Below are 20,808 nucleotides of genomic sequence, written 5' to 3' on the forward strand. Positions count from 1 at the left end.
CTTTCAAACACACTGTTGAGTTCTCAAACAACACACGCGCACCGGATCCGCCCGCTAAGGCTTCACTCAGGGCTTCCTTCTTGTGGTTGGCTGCATCTAGTCGGATTCGCGGTCCGCTGGACTTTCGTCCGCGCCGCTCCGCCCGCAGCAACCCCTCCAACTTACCTCGGTCGGTCTCGCTTCGTCAACCCGGCTCTTCGAAGAAGTTTCCGTGTCAGTTCAGCAACCGCCCGGCGGTTCGTCCACCCGCATACGCTGGTTTCCGTTCCGCGTCGCTGCGGTGAATCTTTCGACCCGCTCGCGGCGACAGGCAGAACTTTAGGCAGAGCCCATCCGCATCTGCAAATCGGCTGGTCAGAGGCTGGCCCACCGTCGCAACCGGCCAGTTGGTGGCGCCTAACCCCCGCCTCACCCGTCACATCCGCCGCGAGATGGCAGCCGACCGTCCCACGTGATGGAACGGGTAACCGCTGGGTAACCTTCCGGCGTGTCAGACCACGAGCTACCCCTTACCGACCGGCCCCGGCCCTACGTCGACAGTGAGGTGGGCCGGCTCCGAACGGTCATGCTCCACCGACCGGGCCCGGAGCTCCGACGACTCACCCCACGCAACAACGGTTCATTGCTCTTCGACGGCATCCCCTGGGTGGCCAGAGCCCAGGAGGAGCACGACGCGTTCGCCGAGGCACTTCGCGCGCACGACGTCGAGGTGCTCTACGTCGATCAGCTGCTCGCCGAAGCGCTCGCCGACCCGGGGGCGCGCAGAGAGATCTCCGAGTCGCTGCTCGGTGACCGGCGCTGGGGCGACACGCTCCGGCGCCGAGTGGCCGACCATCTCCAGGAGCTCGACGCCGAGAGCCTCGCCGCGACCGTGATCGCGGGCCTCGCGCACGAGGAACTCCGCAACGGCACCGGGCTCACGTACCAGCTGATGAACGAGTACGACTTCGTCGTCGAACCGCTGCCGAACACGCTCTTCACCCGCGACTCGAGCGTGTGGATCGGCGGTGCCTCCGCGGTGACGAGCATGGCGATGCCGGCGCGGCTCCGGGAGAGCACGATCACCGGCACGATCTACCGCTGGCATCCACGCTTCGCCGGATCGCCGTCCCTCTACGGCCGTGACCTCGAACCGCTCGAAGGTGGCGACGTGCTGCTGTTGGCGCCGGGAGTGGTGGCGGTCGGGGTGGGCGAGCGCACCACACCCGCCGGCGCCGAGCGGCTCGCGAACCGGCTCTTCGCCGACGGTCGGGCCAGCACCACGCACACCGTGCTCGCGGTTCCGATCGCGCAGCAACGCGCGACGATGCATCTCGACACGGTCTGCACGATGGTGGACCTGGACGCGGTGGTCGCGTACCCGGCCGTCGCCGACACGCTCATGGCGTACCGGCTGACGGCGGGCACCGACGGCGAACCCGCGGTGAGCGGCCCGGTGCCGTTCCTGGCCGCGGCCGCGCAAGCGATGGGGCTGGACCGGCTGCGGGTGATCCCGACCGGCCTCGACCCTGTGACCGCCGAGCGCGAGCAGTGGGACGACGGCAACAACACGCTGTGCATCGCGCCCCGGTTGGCGGTGGCCTACGAGCGGAACGTCGAGACCAACGCCCAGCTGGAGGACGCCGGCATCGAAGTGATCCGCATCCCGGGCAGCGAGCTCGGGTCGGGTCGCGGAGGGCCCAGGTGCATGTCCTGCCCGATCGTCCGCGACCCGCTCCGATCTAACGAAGGGTGAGCTGCCGCCCGCGCAGACCATCGCGCGCGCGGCGCTCGGCCGCGTTCAGCGGATCGGTGACCGACACGGCGTCGGCGTAGCGCTTGGCGAGATCGGCGAGCGGCTGCTCGTACTCCGCGGGCTCCGGGTCGTGCGGCAGGTCCCAGACCGGGGCCAGCAGGCCGTGCGCCCGGAAGGCCCCGACGTAGCGCCCGGTGGAGCCGAGCGCCAGGTCACCGGCGGCCTGCAGGCGGGCGAGCGCGTCGAGCGCGGTGTCTTCGGCCTCGGGCAGCACCCAGCGCAGGTGGGCCTTCTCGGTCACCTGGCACCAGTACGCGGCCGGTGCGGTGGTGACCGGAACCGTCGGGAGGATCGAGGAGTTCGCCTGCTCGAGGCTCGAGGTGATCTCCGGGTCGTCCGGGCGGGGCTCGTCCAGCCAGTAGTCGAACGTGGGGTGCACCGTGACGTCGAGGTGCCCGTCGGCGGCGAGCAGGTCCTGGAGGCGGGGACCGGGGCCGGGAAGGCCGGAGGCCCCGACGTAGTTGCCGGGTTCGGCGCGCAACGCGTCTTCGATCACGGCGGCCAGATCGCGGCTCAGGTCGCCTGATCGAGCCGGCATCTGCACCGACAGAAAGATCCGGCCATCCGGCTTGACCAGGGCCGGGAGTGCCATCGGCAGCACCGTGGTCAGCACTACCGGTCGATCCGGGTGGTCCGCGAGTTTCAGTGGCGCGGTGGCCGCCGGAACCAGTTCCCGGAGCGCGACCCACTCCGCCTCGGTGGCCAGCCCTTCGAACGGACGTCCGACAAAGACGTCCCGGACCTTCTTCTCGCGCCTCTCGCGTCCCCGCTTGCCCACAACCGCTCCTCACTGCTGACTTCGGTCGGCAGGAGCCTACGACGAGGGTCCGACAGTCGGGTGCCCCGCACGGCGGAACCGCACTTCGACCACGGAACCGCCGTCCTCGCGCGGGTGGAGCGAGACCCAGCCGCCCTGCCGGTCGAGCAGCTGCCGGATGATGTACAGGCCCAGCCCGACGCCGCCGAATCGTCGCTGGTCACCGCGGTCCACCTGCCAGAACCGCGTGAACACCGACTCGGTCTGCTCGGCCGGTACGCCGATTCCGCGGTCGGCCACCCGGAACCAGACCGAGGCCGCGTCGGCACCCGCGGTGATCTCGACGTCGCCCCCGTCCGGCGAGTACTTGTACGCGTTCGTCAGCAGCTCGGTGACGATCGTCGGGATCGTGTCCGCCTCACCGGCCGCGGTCGGTAGCGTCGCCGGGATCCGGACGCGGAGCCGGTGGCCGTCCTCGCTCGCGGGCGCGGAGGCGAGCGCGACCCCCAGCGCGGCGTGCAGGTCGAACGGCTGCGGCGGGGTGCCGCCGGCGCGGTCACCGCTGAGCAGTCGGTCGACGAGCTCCGCGAGTTGCTTGCTGCGCGCGCCGATCACCTCGGCGGCACCCCGACGCCCGGCGTCGTCGAGCTGGTCCCACCGGTGGACGAGCGTGTCGGCGTAGCCGCGGACGATCGTGAGTGGCGTACGCAGCTCGTGGCTCGCGGTCGCGAGGAAGAGGTTCTGCGCCTCCTCCTGCCGCCGGGCCTCGCTGACGTCGTAGAACGTCACGACGCGCCGGGCGGTGTCGAGCGCGGCGCAGCGGGCCTCGATCCAGCGGCCGTTGGGCAGCCGGTGCTGGCGGACCTGGCCGGGCGCCGGCACCGGGAACGGCAGGCACTCGTTGAGCATCTCCCGCGCGGAACGACCGGTGACCTCCTCCGCCGCGGGATTCCAGGCTTGGACGAGCCCGCCGACGTCCACGACCGCGAGCCCTTCCGGCACGGCGGCCGCGACCGTGCCGATCGGTTCGGGCAGCCGGTCGGGGCGCATGGTCGCGAGTGCGCCGACCCCGGCGGCGAGACATTCGAGCAGGGCACGCTCGGTCTCCAGCCGGCCGCCGCGTGGCGACTCGAGCGCGACGGCGAGCGCACCCAGCGGCCCGAAACGGCGGACCACGCGCGTCATCAGGATCCAGTCGCAGTGGTGTTCACGCAGGTCGTCGCGGATGAGCGGGGTCGCGTCGTCGGGGCCGAACTCGATCGTGCGGTGCGGGCCGCCGAACAGGCGGGTCAGCGACGAGCCGGACAGCGGTAACCGCAGACCGGCCATCCAGCTGACGCTCTCGCCGGCCGCGACGACGCGCAGCGCACCGGGCTCGCTCAGCAGGAACGCGGCGCCCACTCCGCCGACCAGTTCCACCAGCGCGTCCAGCACGCGTCGGAGGGCGGGCAGCTCGACCGGCCGCCCGGCGACGTCGTCGAGGATCCGGGTGATGGACCGGAACGCTTCCGCGGCGTCCAGCGATGGCAGCACGGTTCCATCGTGCCTCTAGCCGACCTCGCGCTCCAGGTGGCTCAGCAGGTCCGCCGGGCGGTTCGTGGCGATCATGTCGGCGCCGAGCTCGACGACGAACTTGATGTCGTCGGGCTCGTCGACGGTCCACACGTAGAGCTGGTTGCCGGCGTCGTGGATGCGTTCGGCGAAGCGGGGCTTGGAGCGCAGCACGTGCAGGCCCGGTCCGGCGATCGTCGCGCCGAAAGGCAGCGTGCCTTCGCGGTAGAGCCGCGGGATGCCGTCGAACAGCATCACCGCGGGCAGCGTCGGCGCCAGCTCACGCAGCCGCCGCACCGCCATCGGCGAGAACGACATGACGACGACGGTGGAGTCGGCGACGTCCGGGGAGCGGCGCTGCGGCACCAGCCCGAACCGGCGCAGGCTGGCCACGACGCGCTGCTCGACCAGGCCGCCCCACCGGGTGGGGTGCTTGGTCTCGACGTAGAGCTGCACCTGCCGGCCCGAGTCGACGAACAGTTCGAGCAGTCGATCGAACGTCAGGACCCGGCGCTCGGCGTCGCGGATCTTGTCGTCGAGGTACGACCGGTCGTAGGTGACGAGCGCGTCGGCCGAGTCCGGCAGGTCGATTTTCCACCCGCCGAAGTCGAGCGAATGCAGGTCCTGCAACGACCGGTCGCTGACCGCGCCGCGTCCGTTCGACGTCCGCTCGAGCCGGCGGTCGTGGACGCAGACGAGGTGACCGTCGCGGGTCAGCCGAACGTCACATTCCAGGCCGTCCGCACCTTCGGCGAGTGCCTTCTCGTAAGCCGCCAGAGTGTGCTCGGCGAGCAGATAAGAAGACCCTCGATGGGCTACGACCAGTGGGCCGTCGGATCGCACGGCCGAAAGATAGCGGAGTGCCGGGAGTCACGTCGGGTGCGCCCAGGAACACTGCGTCACATCTTGGTGAACTTAAAGTACGCGAGCGGGCAAACCCGTGTCGGCGACGACGGCCCGTCCGGACCGCTCCCAGGCCAGCATCCCGCCGTCGAGGTTCGCGACGTTCTCCCAACCCTGCGCGGCCAGGTACGCGGCTACCTGCGCCGAGCGCCCACCGACCCGGCAGACCACGACCACGTCGCCGACGGTCGGCACCTCGGCCAGCCGCTGCGGGATCTCGTACATCGGGATGTGATGGGCGTGCGGCGCGTGGCCGGCGTCCCACTCGTCCTGCTCACGCACATCGAGCAGGTAAATGTCGTCTCCGAGGGAGTCGGGCGTGACATCGGGAACGTCTGCGGGAATCGACGGCTGCACCATGCGGTAATTCTGTCAGCTTCAGCGCTGGATGAGCTCGCTGGTGCCCGCCGACGTGGGACCCGCCTGCTGGTTGACCGCGTAGGCGGCGCCCAGCCCGCCGAACCCGACCAGGATCAGCACCGCACCCAGCACCACGCAGATCTTCGTCCACGTGGGCAGTGACCGCGGCGACTCGTCCTCCGGCTCCTGGAGCGGGGCCCGCATCGGCGGCGGCGCCAGACGCATGTTCATCTGCACCTGGGGAACCGGGCGGCGCTGCTGCTGCACGGGCGGGCCACTGACCGGGCCGCGCTGCGGCGGGACGCGCGGGCTCGGCACGGAGACCGCGACCGCGACCCGCGGTGGCCGGGCCTGCTCTGGTGATCGCCGCTGCGCGGGGATCACGGCCGTCGACGCACCGGGCGTGGACGGCGCCGGCTGAGCCGGCAGAAAACCGGTATCGGCGGCGGCCGGCTTGATCCTCGGGATCTTGCCGGTCTTGCGCCCACCCGCGGCCCGACGGAACTTCGGGTCTTCGGGTTTGACGAAGAGAACTCCGGTCGGCGTATCGCCGTTCGCGTGCCTACCCACGGTGGCCTCGGTGCGTCCTCTCGAGCGACGGTCAGGAGACTGCCAGGACGCCAGTACTGTAACGACTCAGCACTACCCCGGGGTAGTTTTCGCCCAGACAGTTGGCAGTTAGCGGGACAGCACGATGCGAACGACCGAATTGTCGATGCGTTCGGCTGATTAGTTGAACCGATCCTCACTGCGCTACGTCTAGGCCCGTAACAACGAGCAACGGCCCGTCGACGAGGTGTCGACGGGCCGTCCTGGTGAACGCTCAGCGACCCTTGGTCGCGTTGTTGGCCGGGTTCGCGGCGAGCCAGTCGGCCACCGTGTCCTTCTCCACCGCGCCCCAGAGCGCGATCGCCTTCTCCTTGTCCGAGACCACGACGCTCTGCCCGTCGATGTTCTGCGAGCCCTTGTGCGGCGACGTGATGAACGAGATGTCACCCGGACGCAGGCTGCGGAACTCCAACGCCATGTCCTTGAGCGAGAAGTCGTTGTCGACGGTCAGCGACTTGGTCGCGGCGTCCAGGAAGCTCTTGAGCTTCACCGGGTTGCTCAGCGTGCCGGAGTCGGTGGCCTTCTGCATCAGCGCCCGCAGGAAGATCTGCTGACGCTGCACGCGGTCGAAGTCGCCGTTCGGCAGACCGTAGCGCTGGCGGACGTAGTCGAGCGCGGCGTCGCCGTCCAGGTGGTTCACGCCGGCCTTGAACGTCCGCTTGCTGCGCGGGTCGGTGACGGTCTTGTTGACCGTGACGTCGACGCCGCCGAGCGCGTTCGTCATGTCCTTGAAGCCGTTGAAGTCGATCTTCACGACGTGGTCGATCTTGACGCCGGTGAAGTTCTCGACGGTCTTCACGGTGAGCGGGATACCGCCCCAGGAGAACGCCGCGTTGATCTTGGCGCGAGCGCCACCGTGCCCGTCCAACTCGGGCACCGACACGTAGGTGTCCCGGGGGATCGAGATGATGTACGCCTTCTTGTGGTCCGCCGGGATGTGCAGAACCATGATCGCGTCGCTGCGCTCGTTCTTGCCCGCGGCGCCGGTCTTCGGGGAGCCCTTCGGGTCGTAGTCCGCGCCGTCGCGGGAGTCCGAGCCGAGGAACAGGATGTTCTGCGTCCCGCTGACCGACTTGCCCGGCCGGTCGTCGAGACCGGAGAACGCGTCGGTGCGGTGCAGCTTCTCGTCCAGGTTGGTGACGTACGCGTAGCCGCAGCCGGCCACGACGAGGACGATCACGGCGGCCAGACCACCGATCACGAGGGCAATGCGGCCCCAGCGCGGCTTGGCCTTGCGGGGCGTCGGAGGCGCGCCGGGAGCGCCGTAAACGGTTCCTCGGGTGACGCGTGGTTTCGACGCGGGGGGTTCGGTGCGCGCCACGGGGGGTGCTCCTCGCTTTGGGGGGTCGTCTTTCGCTGTATCGCCGGTTCCGGGCGAAATCCAGCGTATAGACGGCCGTCGAGGAGAACTGTTGTCGCGCTGACGTACCACCGCACCGCGAGGAGGCGTTTTACCTGGTCAGAGCGCTGACGTCGGGGAAGCGACAGTTGCGAACCACTCGATCGTGCGGGCCAGACCGTCGGCCGGGCTCACCGCCGGGGCGAAGCCGAGCAGCTCACGGGCCCGGGTGAGATCGGGACGACGCAGTTCCGGGTCGTCGGTGGGCCGCGGGAGGTAGCTGATCGTGGACCGCGACCCGGTGAGCTCGACGATCGTCTCGGCCAGCTCGCGCATTGTGAGCTCGTGCTCGCTGCCCAGGTTCACCGGGCCCGGCTCGGCCGAGTCGAGCATCGCCAGGATGCCGTCGACCAGGTCGGAGACGTAGCAGATCGACCTCGTCTGGCCACCGGTGCCGTGCACGGTGATCGGTGCGCCGGCCAGCGCCTGCGACACGAACGTCGGGATGGCCCGGCCGTCGTCCGGGCGCATCCGCGGCCCGTACGTGTTGAAGATCCGGACGATGCCGGTGTCGACGTCGTGGATGCGGCGGTAGCCGGCGGCCGCGGCCTCGGCGAACCGCTTCGCCTCGTCGTAGACCGAGCGCGGACCGATCGGGTTGACGTTGCCCCGGTAGGTCTCCGGCTGCGGGTGCACCTCGGGGTCGCCGTAGGCCTCGGACGTCGACGCCAGCACGAGCCGGGCACCCTGCTCGCGGGCGAGCTCCAGACAGTGGAACGTGCCGGCCGAGTTGACCTTCATGACCTCGAAGGCGAGCTTCTCGAAGTCGGTCGGCGACGCCGGCGAGGCGAAGTGCAGCACAGCGTCGAACCGGCCGGTGACCGGGAGACCGTCGATCACGTCGGCCTCGACCAGCGTGAACCGGGGTTCGTCGACCAGGTGCGCGATGTTCTCGCGGCTACCGGTCAGGAAATTGTCGACGACGACGACTTCGGCTCCACGCGCGAGCAGCGCGTCGCTGAGATGGGAACCGACGAACCCGGCGCCGCCCGTCAACAAGATTCGGTCGCCGGTTCCGTACCGCTGTGCCATCTGCGTGCGACCGCCCCGGGTGTGTCGGCTGTGGTTGGGCCAGAGTACCCAGCCCTCGGAGAAACCAACGCGGCGGCGCCCCACCCTCCCGGACGAGGGGTGGAACGCCGCCGCGTGGCGGGGAAGAACCTCAGACCGCGCCGGAGCCGGTCAGCGACCGGACCTCGAGCTCGGCCCACTTGTCCTTGTCGCTTTCCTTGGACAGGTACGTACCGATGATCGCGCAGGCGAACCCGATCGGGATAGAGACCAGACCGGGGTTGTCCAGCGGGAACCAGTGGAAGTCCACGTCCGCGGGGAACAGCGACAGGCTCTTGCCGGTGGTCGGGCTCACGCCCTTGCCCGACACGACCGGCGAGAAGAACACCAGCCCGACGGCGGCGATCAGACCGCCGTAGATGCCGGCGGTCGCGCCGGTGGTGTTGAACCGCTTCCAGAACAGCGAGAGCAGGATCGCCGGCAGGTTCGCCGACGCCGCCACCGCGAACGCCAACGCGACGAGGAACGCCACGTTGAGCTGCTGCGCGAAGATCGCCAGGACGATCGAGATCGCACCGATCACGAACGCGGAGATCTTCGCGACGTTGACTTCCTTGCGCTCGTCGACCTGTCCGCGCTTGATGACGTTCGCGTAGAAGTCGTGCGCGAGCGAGGAGCTGGAGGCCAGCGTCAGACCGGCGACCACGGCGAGGATCGTCGCGAACGCCACCGCCGCGATGACCGCGAGGAGCACCGCGCCGCCGCCGTTGCCGGCGTACTCCTTGCCGAGTTCCTCGGCCAACTGTGGTGCCGCGGTGTTACCGGCCGCGTCCTGGGCCGCGATCGCCTTCCCGCCGACGAGCGCCGCGGCGCCGAAGCCGAGCGCGAGCGTCATCAGGTAGAAGATGCCGATCAGCGTGATCGCCCAGTTGACCGACGTCCGGGCGGCCCGTGCGGTCGGCACCGTGTAGAAGCGGATCAGGATGTGCGGGAGACCGGCGGTGCCGAGCACCAGCGCGAGGCCGAGACTGATCAGGTCGAGCTTGCTGATCAGCGTCTTGGTCGCGTCACCCGCGGTTTCGACGCCGTAGCGCAGACCCGGCTCGAGGAACGCCTGGCCCTTGCCGGAGGCTTCGGCGGCCTCGCCCAGCATCGTCGAAATGTTGAAGTTGAACTTCCACAGCACCAGCAGCGTCATCAGCGCGGCGCCGGTCATCAGCAGCGCGGCCTTGACGATCTGCACCCAGGTGGTGCCCTTCATGCCGCCGACCGTCACGTAGACGATCATCAGCGCGCCGACCAGCACGATCGTGACGATCTTGGCGGTGTCGGCGGTCATGCCGAGGAACGTCTCCCCGGCCTTGATGCCGAGCAGCAGGGCCACCAGCGCGCCCGCGCCGACCATCTGCGCGAGCAGGTAGAAGATCGAGACGACGATCGTCGAGAGCGACGCCGCCGTGCGGACCGGGCGCTGACGCATCCGGAACGACAGCACGTCGGCCATCGTGAAGCGGCCGGAGTTACGCAGCGGCTCGGCGACGAGCAGCAACGCGACCAGCCAGGCCACGAGGAAACCGATCGAGTACAGGAAGCCGTCGTACCCGTTCAGCGCGATGATGCCGGCGATGCCGAGGAACGACGCCGCGGACATGTAGTCGCCGCCGATGGCCAGGCCGTTCTGGAAGCCGGAGAAGCTGCGGCCACCGGCGTAGAAGTCGGTGGCGGTGCGGGTCTGGCGGCTGGCCCAGATCGTGATGCCGAGCGTCGCGGCGACGAACACGAGGAACAGGACGATCGTGAGCGTCCTGGCGCCGGAGCTCGTACCGCTCGCCTCGGCGGCGAGGATCGTGTCGACGGTCATTCAGCTGCCTCCCCGGACGCGGCGGGCTTGGTGGTCTCTGCGTCCTTGGCCGCCTTGGTCTCCGAGGCGGTCGGGGCGGGCGTAGTGGTCGTCGTGGTCGTCGTGGCGGCCGGGGCCGCCTCGGCGTCGAGTTCGGCCTTGATCTGCTCGGCGAGCGGGTCGAACCGCTGCGACGCGTAGCGCGAGTAGAGCCAGGCGATGAGGAACGTCGAAACGAACTGCAGCACGCCGAAGACGAGCGCGACGTTGATGTTGCCGACGACCTTGCTGGCCATGAAGTCACGCGCGTAGGCGGACAGCAGGACGTAGAGCAGATACCAGGCCAAGAAAGCCACGGTCATCGGGAAGATGAAGCGGCGGATCGTGCGGCGAAGTTCGGCGAACTCCGGACTCGCCTGCATCGCGAGCGCGCGGGCAGCTCGTTCGTCAGGAGCGTCGGCGTCCGTGGGCTGGACATCGGTGGACATGCGGGCACCTCCCCGGTGATCAGAGTGGGGTGCCCGCACGCTAGAGGTGCTTGACCGGTCCGGACGCTGTGTGTGCAGCTAGTTGCGACGAGCGGTCACGCGGCTGCGCTCAGTGGCCTGGGTCACAGCGCCCGGCGGTCGGGATCAGACGGGGAGCTTCTCGCGCGCGACCTTGGCGGCGTGCTCGGTCGACTTCCGGGCCGACTTGGCCGCGTGTTCGGTCGACTTCCGGGCCGACTTGGCGGCGTGCTCGGTCGCCTTGCGGGCGTCCTTGGCCGCACGTCGGGCCCGCCAGGACAGGCTCGGGCGGCCCTGTGTGTCGACGGCGGCCAGCACCAGGCCACCGAGGACGGCGAGGTTCTTCTCGAACTCGGCGCGCTGCCTGGCCTTGGTCTCCGGCGAGGCGTCGGCCGACTTGTGCGGAAGGATGCCGCCGGCCGGCACGAGCGAACCGGCGAGCAGGAGCGCCGACAGGCGCGGCGCGCGGCCGAACGCGAGCGCGGTACCGGCCAGGATCTGGACGGCCGCGGTGGCGCGCACCACGGTGGCCGGGTCCTTGGGCACCGAGGGGAACTGGTTGGAGACCCGCTCGACCAGCGGCCGAACGGCTTCCGCGGATTCTCCGGGGTCACGCAGAGCGGCGTAGCCCCCACGGACGAACGTGTAGCCCAGCAGCGTGCGGGCAGCGAAGCGTACCGGTGTCATCTCCAAAAGATGCCCGCGAAGCGGGCATCTAAAGCTTGAGCCGGGAGCCCACTAATGCGCGGTGGCGACGAAAAGGCCGGTGTCGGTGGTGAGATGGAAGTGGCCGTCGCGGTCGATGACGGCGGCTACCTCGGCCCGGATCTCCGCGGCGTGCTCGACCGAGAGCCGCCGTCCGCAGACCGCGGCCAGCAGCATCATCACGGTGTCGGGATCGAGCAGCCGGAAACCGTCGGCGAACCGCTCCTGACGCACCCCGGCGAACCGTTCGGCCAGCACGAGCGCGCCGTTGCCGAGGTGGAAGCGGGGCACGTCCAACGGACGCCAGCCCTCGACCCGCCCGGCCAGCAGCCGGTCGAGCTCGATCAGGTGCGTGGGGCCGTCCGCGGCCAGCACGATCGACCCGCCCGGCCGGAGCACCCGGTCGAACTCGTCCAGCGCGGGCATCGGGTCGTCGAGCACTTCGAGCAGGTGGTTCGCGACGACGGTGTCGAACGCCGAGTCGCCGAGCGGAAGGTCGGCGAGGTCGCCTTGGGCGACGGTGACCTGCGGCGCGCCGTCGACCGCGTTACGCAGTTCGGTGACCACGTCCGGGTTGGTGTCGGTGAGCCAGACCCACCAGGCCATCGGTAAGCGGTCGTAGTTGTACGTCCACAGCAACCCGGCACCGGCGCCGACCTCCAGCACCGCCGCGACGTCAGGCGTGTGGACGAGGATGCGGTCGAACAGCCAGCCGTACCAGGGCAGCCCCGCGGTCAGCGGATCGTGTTGCGCACGCATCCCTTCGGATAGCTGGGAACGGCCGGTGCGCCGCACGGATCCACCCTGGGTGGTATCGCGGAAACGGTGCATGGTTCCCGTCCTCTCGGGTCGCGCCCCTAACGGAATCACCATTCTGGGGCACAGGAGGCTATTCCTCGAAACGATCGGTGAATCGCAACTATCAGTGACGGAGCGACTCTGGAGCGTGTAGTCGAAGCATCATTGCGCCGACGTTCCCGGGAATTCTGCGTCGCGTCGCCATGGACACCGTAACCATCACCGCGAAGGCCAGGGGAACCGTCCAGGCCGCCGGTTGGGCCACCAGCGCGGCCGGCCATCCGGTGAGCGTCGGCCCCGCCACCGCCAGCAGCACCGCGACGGCCGCAGCACCCCCTCCGACCAGCAGACCGGCGGCCGCGCCGAGGTCGGTCAGCCCGCGCCACCAGATGCCGAGCACCAGCAGCGGGCAGAAGCTCGAGGCGGCCACCGCGAACGCCAGTCCCACCACCTGGGACACGTCGAGGCCGTGCAGCTGCAGCGCGAGCACCGTCGGCACCGCTCCGGCCAGTACCGCGGCCCAGCGGAACCCGGCGACCGAACCGGCCGACCGGCTGACGTCGGGCGCGCCGAGCACGTCGGCGGCGAGCACACCGGCCACCGAGACGAGCAGCCCCGACGCCGTCGACAGGAACGCGGCGAACGCACCCGCCGCCACCAGGCCGCCGACCAGCGACGACGCGAACCCGTCGAGCATCGCGCCGGGCAGCACGAGCACGACCGCGTCGGTGTTGCCGGTCATGAACAGCTCCGGCGTGTAGACCCGGCCGAGTGCGCCGTACAGCGCGGGGAACAGGTAGAACGTGCCGAGCAGGCCCAGCACGACGAGCGTCGTGCGGCGGGCGGCCGCGCCGTCGGGGTTGGTGTAGAAGCGCACGAGGACGTGCGGCAGCCCCATCGTTCCCAGGAACGTCGCGAGGATCAGCGAGTAGACGCCGAACAGCGCGGATCCCCCGGTGGTGGACGGGGTGAGCCAGCTGGTGCCGTTCCGCGCGGCCAGGCCGACGAGGTGGGGCACCGCGGCGTCGGCCGGGAACGTGACCGTGGCCGGACCGATCTCGTGCGTGCCCGCGGCGAGCGTGGTCGTGCCCGTCCGGTCAGTGCCGTCGATCCGGCCGTCGGCCTGGATCGTGACCGGCTGGGCCACCTCGACGCGCACCGGCGTGCGGACGGTCACGTCGGTCGCGGCCCGGAACACCGGCGCGGTCGGCGGGGCGAGCTCGGCCCGCTGATCGGCCTGCCAGGCCAGCAGCAGGACGGCGACCGGGAACACGATCGCGGTGAGCTTGAGCCAGTACTGGAACGCCTGGACGAACGTGATCGAGCGCATGCCGCCGCCGGCCACGTTCGCGGTGACGACGATCGCGACCCCGACCGCACCGACCCAGTAGGGCGCGCCGGTCACGGTGCCGAGCGTCAGCCCGGCGCCCTGCAGCTGCGGCACCAGGTAGAACCAGCCGATGAAGACGACGAACGCGGTCGTCAGCGACCGCAGCCGGGGTGAGGCGAGCCGGGTCTCGGCGAAGTCCGGCAGCGTGTAGGCACCGGAGCGGCGCAGCGGCGCGGCGACGAACAGCAACAGCGCGAGGTACCCGGCGGCGAACCCCACCGGGTACCAGAGCATGTCGACGCCGTTCTTCATCACCAGACCGGCGATGCCGAGGAAGCTGGCCGCCGACAGGTACTCGCCGCTGATCGCCGCCGCGTTCCAGGTCGGGCTCACCGCGCGGCTGGCGACGAGGAAGTCGCTGGTGGTGCGGGCCAGGCGGACGCCGTAGAGCCCGAGCGCGATCGTCGCCAGGGTGACGGCGACCACGGCCACCAAGCCGGCGACGTTCACGGTCACGATCTCTCGACCAACTCGACGAAGTCGCGCTCGTTGCGCTCGGCGCCCCGGGTGTAGATCCAGCCGGCGCCGACGAACAGCGGGTAGGCGGCGACACCGAGCAGCAGCCACGGCAGCCGGATGCCGAACAACGTCGTCTCGGCCAGCCCGGGGAAGAGTGCGAACACCAGCGGCAGCGAGCCGACCGTGAGCGCGACCAGCGCGGCCATCCGGACCGCGAGCCCCAGTTGCGCCCGCACCAGCCCGCGAACCAGCACTTCGCCGACGCCGGTCTGCTGGTCGAGCTCGGCCCGCACCGGCGGGGTGCGTCGCGCCTGCGGCATGTCGCCGAGCACGACGCGGACGCGCTGGGGACGACTGCTCTCTTCCACGGTCAGCGCCATCCCGTCTTCGCGGCCCGCACCAGACGATCCTTGAGCTCACGGGTGTGCCGGCGGCTGACCGGTAACTCCCGGCCGTCCACGACCACCACGTACCCGCTGGAGCCCAGCCGCAGCTCGGCGATGACCCGCAGCGCCACCAGGTACGAGCGGTGGATGCGGACGAACCCGGCGTCGGCCCAGCGTTCGGCGAGCAGCGAGAGCGGCACCCGCACCAGGTGGTTCCCGTCCGCGGTGTGCAGCCGGGCGTAGTCGCCGTGCGCCTCGACCCACCGCACCGACGAACGGGGCAGCATCCGGGTGGTGCCGGCCAGCTCCACCGGGATCACGTCGTCGGCGCCCGTCTCGGGCTGGGGCTGCGGACCGGTGCTGGCCACCCGCGCCCGCGCCGCGCGTCGGACGGCTTCGGCCAGCCGATCGGCACGCACCGGTTTGAGCAGGTAGTCGGCGGCGCCGAGGTCGAAAGCGTCCACCGCGCGATCGTCGTGCGCGGTGACGAACACCACGGCCGGCGGCGACGCGAAGCGCCCGAGCAACCGGGCCAGCTCCATGCCGTCCAGACCGGGCATCCGGATGTCGAGGAACACGACGTCGACGCCCCGGTCGCGCAGGTGGCGGAGCGCCTCGGTGGTGTCGCCGGCGGTCACGACCTCCGAGACACCCTGGTCGCCGCGGAGCAGATACGCGAGCTCGTCGAGCTGGAGCGGCTCGTCGTCGACGGCGAGGACGCGGAGTCCCTTCACGATGCCCACCCACTCACCACTCGGACTCCCGGCTGGAATTTCGGTACCCGCATGCTCACCTTCGTGCCGGCGCCCGGCGCGGTCTCGACGACCAGGCCGCAGCCCGGTCCGAACACCGAGCGCAATCGGTCGTCCACATTAGTCAGGCCGACGTGCGCGCTCCGGTTGTCGTCGGTGCGTTTGAGTTGATCGGGGTCCATGCCGACGCCGTCGTCCTCGACGCTGATCAGGCACTCCGACCCGGCGTCGGACGCCACGATGCTGACCGTCCCGGTGCCGGCCTTACCCGCCAGCCCGTGCTGGACCGCGTTCTCCACCAGCGGCTGCAGGCACAGGTACGGGACGACGACCGGCAGCACCTCGGGCGCGACCTGCAGACGCACCTGGAGCCGCTCGCCGAAGCGGGCCCGCTCGATCAGTAGGTACCGGTCGATCGAGCGCAGCTCCTCCGCGAGCGTCGTGTACTCGCCGTGCGCCCGGACGCTGTAGCGGACGAACTCGGCGAACTCCTCGATCAGCTCACGCGCGCGCTCCGGGTCGGTGCGGACCAGCGCGGAGATCGCGGACAGCGCGTTGTAGATGAAGTGCGGGCTGATCTGCGCCCGCAACGCCCGTAACTGCGCCTCGGCCAGCCGCTCGCGGGAGACGTCGAGCTCGGCGAAGGCCAGCTGCGCGGACACCCAGTCGGCGGTCTCGACGGCGGCACGCACCAGGCCGGGCACCGGGTCGGTGTCGACGATCGCGACCAGCGCGCCGGCCATGTCCTCGCCGGTCGACAGCGGCACCACGACCGCGCCGCGGACCGGGCATTCGAGGAGGTCGCAGAGCAGGTCCTCGGCATGCAGCGCGACGACCCGCCCGGTGCCTTCGAGCGCCTTCAACACGGCCGGGGCGTGGTGCTCGCCCGGGCCGTCCCAGGCCAGCACCCGGTCGGGCGCGACCAGGCCGACCGCGGCGCCGCCGAGCAGCTGGTGCAGCGGACGGATCGCTTTCGCGGCGGTCGCCTCGGTGAGGCCCGACCGCAGCGGCGGCGCGGCCAGGCTCGCCACGTGCAAGACCTGGTAGGTCGCCCGCTGGGTGGGCGTCGCGATGACCCGTCGCTTCCGCGACCGCAGGACCAGTGCGACGCCCAACAGGACCGCAACCAGAACGACCGCGGCGACGGCACCCGCGGTCGGGGACACGGGAGCGGCGCTGCTCATCCGCTCATGATGGGGGGTGTGACGTAGGCCGCGCGAGCGAACCGGTCAGTACGCCCCGTCCCGCTTCATGACAGCGAAGAGCGTTTTGTAGAGAATCATGAAGTCGAACGCGAGCGACCAGTTGTCGACGTAGTACAGGTCGAGCCGGACCGCGTCCTCCCAGGAGAGGTTCGACCGCCCCGACACCTGCCAGAGCCCGGTGATGCCCGGCCGCACCAGCATCCGGCGCCGGACGTCCCCGTTGAACTCCTCGTTCTTCACCGGCAGCGGGCGGGGCCCGACCAGCGACATCTCGCCGAGCAGCACGTTGATCAGCTGCGGCAGCTCGTCGATCGAGGTCTTGCGCAGGAAGTGCCCGACCCGGGTGATCCGCGGGTCGTTCGCCATCTTGAACAGCAGTCCGTCGGTCTCGTTGCTGCCGAGCAGCTCGGCCAGGCGCTGTTCGGCGTCGACGTACATCGTCCGGAACTTCCAGACCCGGATCGTCTCGCCACCGCGGCCGGCCCTGGCCTGCCGGAAGAAGACCGGGCCGGGGTCGGAGATCTTGATCGCCAGCGCCGCCGCACCGAGGATCGGCGAGATCAGCAGCAGGCCGACGAACGCGGCCAGCCGGTCGAGCAGGCCCTTGAGCAGCCAGCCGACACCGGAGATCGTCGGCTCTTCCACGTGCAGCAGCGGCAGGCCCTCGACCGGGCGGATGTGCACCCGGGGACCGGCGATGTTGGTGAGCGCGGGCGCGACGACCAGCTCGATGCCGCTGCCCTCGAGCTGCCACGCGAGCCGGCGCAGCGCGTCCGGCGTGACGCCGCGGGCACCGCAGACCGCGATCGTGTCGGCGCCGACCTGCTTCACCCGGTCCAGCGGTTCGACCTTGCCGTTGAACACCGGGATCGGCAGCGACGCCACCTCGGTGGTGGGCTCGGTGAGGCAGATGCCGACCGGCACCAGGCCGGCGTTCGGGTTGCGGGTGGTGATCCGGTAGACCGACAGCGCCTCGCCGAGGGTGCCGACCAGCAGGATGCGCTGCGACGCCCGGCCGCGCTTGCGCACGACGTGCAGCACCTTGCGCGTCCCGAATCGCACGAGCAGCGTCACCACCGCGGTGAGCGGCAGCACCGTGCCCACCGACAGACGCGACAGGTCGGCCTTCTGCGTGAACGCCAGGAAACAGACGATCGCGGTGAGCGTGATGATCGCCTTGACCACGCGCTTGAACTCGTCCGGACCGAGGCCGAGGTACCGGCTCTCGTACGCGCCGTGCACCCAGAGCGTCAGGACCCAGGACGCCGGCAGAATGACCAGCGCGGTCCAGTTCAGGACGTCCCGGTCGAAGAAGCCGGAGCCGGCCTGGTCGTAGGAGTTGATGACGAACCAGCCCGCCGCCGAGCAGCTCAGGAAGTCGAGCAGGAGCAGCAGCCACCGGTACCGGTTGGCCCAACGCGGGTGCCGGGTGCCGCTCCGCGTACGGGGCGAGCGCTGCACACCCCCGGGTTCGAGTACCAGGCTGCTCTCCAGAGTCGGCGCCAGCGCGTTCGCGACCGCCTCCGGAGGCTCGACCGGAACAGGGGCGATGGTTGACGGCGGGGCGACAGCCGAAGGTGCGGGTGGAGCGGCGAGGTCGGGCATACGGCCGTTCTTCGTAGAAGTTGGCTGTGAAGTAGGTGACGGTGTCCGCTCAGCGCGCTGGGTCACGACTGTCGCCTCGACCGCACGAAGGTCCACTCCCCACTTCGGTCACCCGTCGGATGAAGCACGGTAGCGCTCCTTCCCCTGGTGCGAAACCAGGGACACCGGTGACTGGTGGGACTCATTACTGACTGCATGGACTTCACCGGATCAACTTGGACATTCTGCGGTCGGCGAGTGGCTTGCCACCCGTCTGGCAGGTCGGGCAGTACTGCAGCGACCGGTCGGCGAACGAAACCTCGCGAACGAGGTCTCCACACACCGGGCACGGCAAACCGGTCCGCGCGTGGACACGCAGCCCGGAGCGCTTCTCCGCCTTCAGCGTTGCCGAACCCTGGCCGATGCTGCGCTCGACGGCGTCGCTCTCGACCGATCGGAGAGCACCGTACAGCCGAGCGATCTCCTCGTCATTCAAGCGACTCGCGATCGCGAACGGAGAAAGCTTCGCGACGTGCAGGATTTCGTCGGAATAAGCATTTCCGACACCGGCGATCACGGTCTGATCGGTGAGCACACCCTTGATCTGGCCGCGATGGCTCCGAATACGCTCGGTGAACTCCGCCTCGGAGACCGCCAGCGCGTCGGGCCCGAGGCGCGCGACGCCGGGCACCTCGTTCGGATCGCGGACCAGGTACACGGCCAGGCTCTTCTTCGTGCCGGCCTCGGTGAGGTCGAAGCCGGATTCGTCGTCGAGGTGCACGCGCAACGCGATCGGTCCGCGGCCGGGCTTCGGCGGCGCGGGCGGCAGCTTGTCGCGGTAGTGCAACCAGCCGGCGCGGGCGAGGTGAGCCACCAGGTGGATGCCCCCGACGTCGAGGTCGAGGAACTTGCCGTGCCGGGTGGCTCCGGTGATCACCGCGCCGTGCAGCGAGAGCGGCGTCGGATCGTAGGTTTTGAGCACCCCGATCGCGGCGACGTCGACCCGCGTGATGGCGTGGCCGACCGCCCGCTCGCGCAGGTAGGCCGCGAGCGCCTCGACCTCCGGTAGCTCGGGCACACCTTCAGTCTGCCCTCGCGCATCCACTCATCGCGCGCGGACCCCTACGGCGTGTCCGAATCGGTGCGGTCGGCCTCGGCGGTACGGAGGAAGGGCTACCACCGCTCACGGGCTGACGAGAGGCTCCACGGTGGGGAGCGGCAGCGGCACGCCGGAGGACGCGTCCGGACCGGGTGACGGGGCTTCGGAGGACGGCGACGGCTGGGCCGGTGCGCTGGTCTGGGTATCGGTCTGCGGCTCGACGGTCGGCGCGTCGACCTGGATCGTCACCTCGGCGGTGCGTTCCTCGGTGCGGCCGTGGCAGTCGGCCGTCGCGACCGTGAGCCGGACCCGGAAGCGGCCGGCCGGGAACCGGTGCGTGGTGGTGAGCTCGTCGGCGTGCGCCCCCGGCTGCCCCGTGCAGCTCACCACCTCGGCCGAGCTGGCGGCGGTGCCGTCGCCCCAGCTCTCGGTGAGACCGGCGTAGCGGCCGCTGCCGTCCGACCACCGCACGCGGAAACGCACCAGTTCGTCGGTGGTGAACGGGCCGTCCGGAACGACGATCCGCACGGTGAGCCTGGCCGCCACGTCGCCACTGTTCCGTGGTGGCGACGTGGCGGCGGGCGCCACGGCGGCGTCCCGGGCGCGGCTCTTCCCGGCCGGGGACACCGCCGGCGAGGCCGACGGGCCGGCGTCGAGCGCCGCGCGACCGGGCGCGGATTCGGCTCGAACGGTGTCGTGCGCGCCGGACGGGGGTTCGGCGATCGCGGCACCGAGCAGGAACGCGGGAACGGCCAGTGCACTCAGCACGGCCACCCGACGTCCGGTTCCGTTTCCCCGCCACACGAACAGCTCAACGCCCGAACCTTCGGTTGGTAACGCGACACGACCGATAAGTAACAGATAGTGGCGGGAAGTACGCGCAGATCACCTCCCAATGTGGTACGCATCGGACGGCGAAAACGACCAGACGGGGGTGACCCAATCGCTGCGCCGGTGATGCCACGTACCCGGCCCGCGGAGCGCTACCGAGCCCGGATCGCGGTGGTCGGTGGCGATCGGGATCCGGGACTGCACCGGACGGCGGGTCTCCTCGAGTCGGAGCCGAGTTTCGACGTTCTCACCGACCAGGTGGCCGGCCGGGACCGGCTCGGGCTGCTCGACCGCGCTCAGCCGGACGTCGTCCTGGTCGGGCGGTTCCCGGGCCGGCCCGACCTGACCGCGCTGATGGCGCGCGAGGTGATGGACGCCGCCGGGCGGCCGAGCCGGCTGATCGCGCTGGCCGCCGGGCCTCCCGACGCCGAGCTGCGCGCCGTGCTCCGCGCCGGAGCCATCGGCTTCCTGCGCGCCGACGCCCGGCGCAGCACCGTCCTCGAGGTGATCCTCCGCGCCGCCGAGGGCGCGGTGCCGAGCAGCCCCGCCGCGACGAGCACGCTGGCGACCGCGTTCGCCGCACCACCGAGGCAGCCCGGGTCGGGCGCGCGGCTGAGTTCGCTCACCCGGCGCGAGCGCGACGTTCTCCGGCTGGTCGCCAAGGGCCTGTCGAACGGCGAGATCGCCGCCGCGCTGGTGGTCACCACGAGCACGGTCAAGACGCACATGAACGCAATCCTCGGCAAGCTCGGCCTGCGCGACCGGGTGCAGGCGACCGTCTTCGCCTACGAGAGCGGCCTGGTCCGGCCGGGTGGCCCCTAGGGCCTGTCCTCAAAGCCAGAGGGTGAGGGTGGCGAGGTCGATCATT

The 20,808-nt window shown here is 70.5% G+C and carries 20 protein-coding genes; 2 read left to right on the plus strand and 18 right to left on the minus strand.

Features of this window, described 5'->3' with window-relative positions; genetic code table 11:
• Positions 1-487 precede the first annotated feature (487 nt).
• Positions 488-1,735, plus strand: a complete 1,248-nt coding sequence (locus ABD437_RS38895) for an arginine deiminase (RefSeq protein WP_344654003.1) — start codon at positions 488-490, stop codon at positions 1,733-1,735.
• On the opposite strand, the gene ABD437_RS38900 is transcribed toward ABD437_RS38895, so the two are convergent.
• The 18 genes from ABD437_RS38900 to ABD437_RS38985 all read right to left on the minus strand — a co-directional run bounded on the left by ABD437_RS38900 (position 1,722) and on the right by ABD437_RS38985 (position 19,883).
• Positions 1,722-2,573 (minus strand): DUF5926 family protein, encoded by an 852-nt coding sequence (locus tag ABD437_RS38900; RefSeq protein WP_344654004.1) that lies wholly within the window; start codon positions 2,571-2,573, stop codon positions 1,722-1,724. The two genes, ABD437_RS38895 and ABD437_RS38900, sit on opposite strands and share 14 nt — an antisense overlap.
• 36 nt (positions 2,574-2,609) lie before the next feature.
• A complete protein-coding gene (locus ABD437_RS38905) occupies positions 2,610-4,085 on the minus strand; it encodes a sensor histidine kinase (RefSeq protein WP_344654005.1) in 1,476 nt (491 codons plus the stop codon).
• Between the two features lie 15 nt (positions 4,086-4,100).
• Complete coding sequence (locus ABD437_RS38910; protein WP_344654006.1) at positions 4,101-4,946, minus strand: glycerophosphodiester phosphodiesterase; 846 nt, start codon at positions 4,944-4,946, stop codon at positions 4,101-4,103.
• A gap of 72 nt (positions 4,947-5,018) precedes the next feature.
• Complete coding sequence (locus tag ABD437_RS38915; protein ID WP_344654007.1) at positions 5,019-5,366, minus strand: rhodanese-like domain-containing protein; 348 nt, start codon at positions 5,364-5,366, stop codon at positions 5,019-5,021.
• An 18-nt stretch (positions 5,367-5,384) separates the two neighbouring features.
• Positions 5,385-5,936: a hypothetical protein gene (locus ABD437_RS38920; RefSeq protein ID WP_344654008.1), complete on the minus strand. Its 552-nt coding sequence runs from the start codon at positions 5,934-5,936 to the stop codon at positions 5,385-5,387.
• Positions 5,937-6,189: 253 nt separating this feature from the next.
• Complete coding sequence (locus ABD437_RS38925; protein ID WP_486304012.1) at positions 6,190-7,407, minus strand: LCP family glycopolymer transferase; 1,218 nt, start codon at positions 7,405-7,407, stop codon at positions 6,190-6,192.
• A gap of 27 nt (positions 7,408-7,434) precedes the next feature.
• A complete protein-coding gene (locus tag ABD437_RS38930) occupies positions 7,435-8,406 on the minus strand; it encodes a UDP-glucuronic acid decarboxylase family protein (protein ID WP_344654010.1) in 972 nt (323 codons plus the stop codon).
• A gap of 130 nt (positions 8,407-8,536) precedes the next feature.
• A complete protein-coding gene (locus ABD437_RS38935) occupies positions 8,537-10,246 on the minus strand; it encodes a solute symporter family protein (protein WP_344654011.1) in 1,710 nt (569 codons plus the stop codon).
• On the minus strand, positions 10,243-10,713 hold the full coding sequence (locus ABD437_RS38940; protein ID WP_344654012.1) for a DUF485 domain-containing protein: 471 nt from the start codon (positions 10,711-10,713) through the stop codon (positions 10,243-10,245). Before ABD437_RS38940 ends, ABD437_RS38935 begins: the two co-directional genes overlap by 4 nt.
• Positions 10,714-10,857: 144 nt before the next feature.
• Positions 10,858-11,418, minus strand: coding sequence for a DoxX family protein (locus ABD437_RS38945; protein ID WP_344654013.1), 561 nt, complete (start codon positions 11,416-11,418; stop codon positions 10,858-10,860).
• Between the two features lie 51 nt (positions 11,419-11,469).
• Positions 11,470-12,195: a class I SAM-dependent methyltransferase gene (locus ABD437_RS38950; RefSeq protein ID WP_344654014.1), complete on the minus strand. Its 726-nt coding sequence runs from the start codon at positions 12,193-12,195 to the stop codon at positions 11,470-11,472.
• Positions 12,196-12,358: 163 nt separating this feature from the next.
• Positions 12,359-14,074, minus strand: coding sequence for a sodium/solute symporter (locus ABD437_RS38955; RefSeq protein ID WP_344654020.1), 1,716 nt, complete (start codon positions 14,072-14,074; stop codon positions 12,359-12,361).
• 2 nt (positions 14,075-14,076) lie between these two features.
• A complete protein-coding gene (locus tag ABD437_RS38960) occupies positions 14,077-14,463 on the minus strand; it encodes a DUF485 domain-containing protein (RefSeq protein WP_344654015.1) in 387 nt (128 codons plus the stop codon).
• A complete protein-coding gene (locus ABD437_RS38965) occupies positions 14,454-15,206 on the minus strand; it encodes a LytR/AlgR family response regulator transcription factor (RefSeq protein WP_344654021.1) in 753 nt (250 codons plus the stop codon). Before ABD437_RS38965 ends, ABD437_RS38960 begins: the two co-directional genes overlap by 10 nt.
• Entirely contained in the window at positions 15,200-16,405 is a 1,206-nt protein-coding gene (locus tag ABD437_RS38970; RefSeq protein WP_344654016.1) for a sensor histidine kinase, read from the minus strand. Before ABD437_RS38970 ends, ABD437_RS38965 begins: the two co-directional genes overlap by 7 nt.
• A 45-nt stretch (positions 16,406-16,450) precedes the next feature.
• Positions 16,451-18,031 (minus strand): sugar transferase, encoded by a 1,581-nt coding sequence (locus ABD437_RS38975; RefSeq protein WP_344654017.1) that lies wholly within the window; start codon positions 18,029-18,031, stop codon positions 16,451-16,453.
• Between the two features lie 202 nt (positions 18,032-18,233).
• On the minus strand, positions 18,234-19,088 hold the full coding sequence (locus tag ABD437_RS38980; RefSeq protein WP_344654018.1) for an Fpg/Nei family DNA glycosylase: 855 nt from the start codon (positions 19,086-19,088) through the stop codon (positions 18,234-18,236).
• Positions 19,089-19,193: 105 nt separating this feature from the next.
• Positions 19,194-19,883, minus strand: coding sequence for a hypothetical protein (locus ABD437_RS38985; RefSeq protein WP_344654019.1), 690 nt, complete (start codon positions 19,881-19,883; stop codon positions 19,194-19,196).
• A 183-nt stretch (positions 19,884-20,066) separates the two neighbouring features.
• Between ABD437_RS38985 and ABD437_RS38990 the strand changes: the two genes are divergently transcribed.
• Entirely contained in the window at positions 20,067-20,762 is a 696-nt protein-coding gene (locus tag ABD437_RS38990) for a LuxR C-terminal-related transcriptional regulator (protein WP_344654022.1), read from the plus strand.
• Positions 20,763-20,808 lie beyond the last annotated feature (46 nt).

The sequence above is a fragment of the Cryptosporangium japonicum genome, assembly GCF_039524755.1.
Taxonomy (GTDB): Bacteria; Actinomycetota; Actinomycetes; order Mycobacteriales; family Cryptosporangiaceae; genus Cryptosporangium; species Cryptosporangium japonicum.

Excerpts from the sequence above, each read along its gene's own strand:
- ABD437_RS38915 (WP_344654007.1), bottom strand. The coding sequence starts at position 5,366 with ATGGTGCAGCCGTCGATTCCCGCAGACGTTCCCGATGTCACGCCCGAC.
- ABD437_RS38930 (WP_344654010.1), bottom strand. The coding sequence starts at position 8,406 with ATGGCACAGCGGTACGGAACCGGCGACCGAATCTTGTTGACGGGCGGC.
- ABD437_RS38935 (WP_344654011.1), bottom strand. The coding sequence starts at position 10,246 with ATGACCGTCGACACGATCCTCGCCGCCGAGGCGAGCGGTACGAGCTCC.
- ABD437_RS38940 (WP_344654012.1), bottom strand. The coding sequence starts at position 10,713 with ATGTCCACCGATGTCCAGCCCACGGACGCCGACGCTCCTGACGAACGA.
- ABD437_RS38945 (WP_344654013.1), bottom strand. The coding sequence starts at position 11,418 with ATGACACCGGTACGCTTCGCTGCCCGCACGCTGCTGGGCTACACGTTC.
- ABD437_RS38950 (WP_344654014.1), bottom strand. The coding sequence starts at position 12,195 with ATGCGTGCGCAACACGATCCGCTGACCGCGGGGCTGCCCTGGTACGGC.
- ABD437_RS38960 (WP_344654015.1), bottom strand. The coding sequence starts at position 14,463 with ATGGCGCTGACCGTGGAAGAGAGCAGTCGTCCCCAGCGCGTCCGCGTC.
- ABD437_RS38970 (WP_344654016.1), bottom strand. The coding sequence starts at position 16,405 with ATGAGCAGCGCCGCTCCCGTGTCCCCGACCGCGGGTGCCGTCGCCGCG.
- ABD437_RS38975 (WP_344654017.1), bottom strand. The coding sequence starts at position 18,031 with ATGCCCGACCTCGCCGCTCCACCCGCACCTTCGGCTGTCGCCCCGCCG.
- ABD437_RS38990 (WP_344654022.1), top strand. The coding sequence starts at position 20,067 with ATGCCACGTACCCGGCCCGCGGAGCGCTACCGAGCCCGGATCGCGGTG.